The sequence below is a fragment of the Caballeronia sp. BR00000012568055 genome (assembly GCF_029439455.1).
Lineage (GTDB): Bacteria > Pseudomonadota > Gammaproteobacteria > Burkholderiales > Burkholderiaceae > Caballeronia.
The window spans coordinates 1-843 of record NZ_JAQFVG010000290.1 but is presented as its reverse complement, the minus strand read 5'-3'; the positions used below and the strand labels follow the sequence as shown (position 1 = coordinate 843).

Below are 843 nucleotides of genomic sequence, written 5' to 3'. Positions count from 1 at the left end.
TCAGCGCCACGCTCCCGAATTCTGGGGCGTGGCGCATTTTTTTTGGGGCCTCGCTCAGAACGAGAATGACGCCTGCGCAGGCTTGAAAACGGCGGAAGTATCAGAAGCTTCGGACGGGCGAAGGGCGAGCAATTCATCGTAGCGCCCAAGCACATCGTCACCGTACGTGTAGCCGATCTCGATATCAACAACTTCCGCGACTCGGCGACGGACGCTTGCGAGCAGTTCCGCTTCCTCGGGCGTCGGACGCACGGTCGGCCAGCCCGACGTGTAGAGCAGATGCGTGGGGATCGCTGCCTCGATCGCCTGCCGCTGGACTGCGGCGGCCTTCGCGCGCGCTACCGCCGCAATCAGATCGGCAGAGGGCAACGCCGGTGCGACATCGGCGAGCCACCGTTGCCCCTGAAAGGCGAAGGTTGACGCCGCTTCAAGGCGCACCATTTCTCGATACACGTCGTGGTTATCCGCGCAGCTGGCGGCAGCGCGTAGATCGTCGAGCGAACTCATGATGCAGTACGCGCACGACACGCGCGATGCACCGTACACGATGTACGCCTCATGCAACGCGAGACCTGCTGCCGCAATCTCCGTGAAGACCTCGTCAATGCTCCATTCGATGATGGCATTCCACGACACGCCCGTGCGGCCTTTCGTCGAGAGCGCCGCGAGCGGGGCTGATACTGGAAGCTTGCTACGCGCGTTGCTTTCTTGCCGACGCACGCCAACTACGCTGACGATGTTTTGCGTCGGGAATCGTTTCTTGAGCGCGCTTGAGAGCAAATTCGATTTAAATTCTGAGGTGCAAAAACGTAAAGAAGGCGTGCTCCATGGCAGGATCAGCCG

General features: G+C 60.9%; 2 protein-coding genes. One reads left to right on the top strand and one right to left on the bottom strand.

Annotation, left to right across the window (positions count from 1 at the left end; translation table 11 throughout):
• Positions 1-54 precede the first annotated feature (54 nt).
• Positions 55-636 carry a hypothetical protein gene (locus tag P7F28_RS17425; RefSeq protein WP_277185772.1) on the bottom strand — a complete coding sequence of 194 codons (582 nt, stop codon included), beginning with the start codon at positions 634-636 and terminating at the stop codon, positions 55-57.
• Between P7F28_RS17425 and P7F28_RS17420 the strand changes: the two genes are divergently transcribed.
• Positions 617-843 (top strand): hypothetical protein (locus tag P7F28_RS17420; protein WP_277185771.1); only part of this gene is annotated, 227 nt, incomplete at its 3' end. The genes P7F28_RS17425 and P7F28_RS17420 overlap by 20 nt on opposite strands.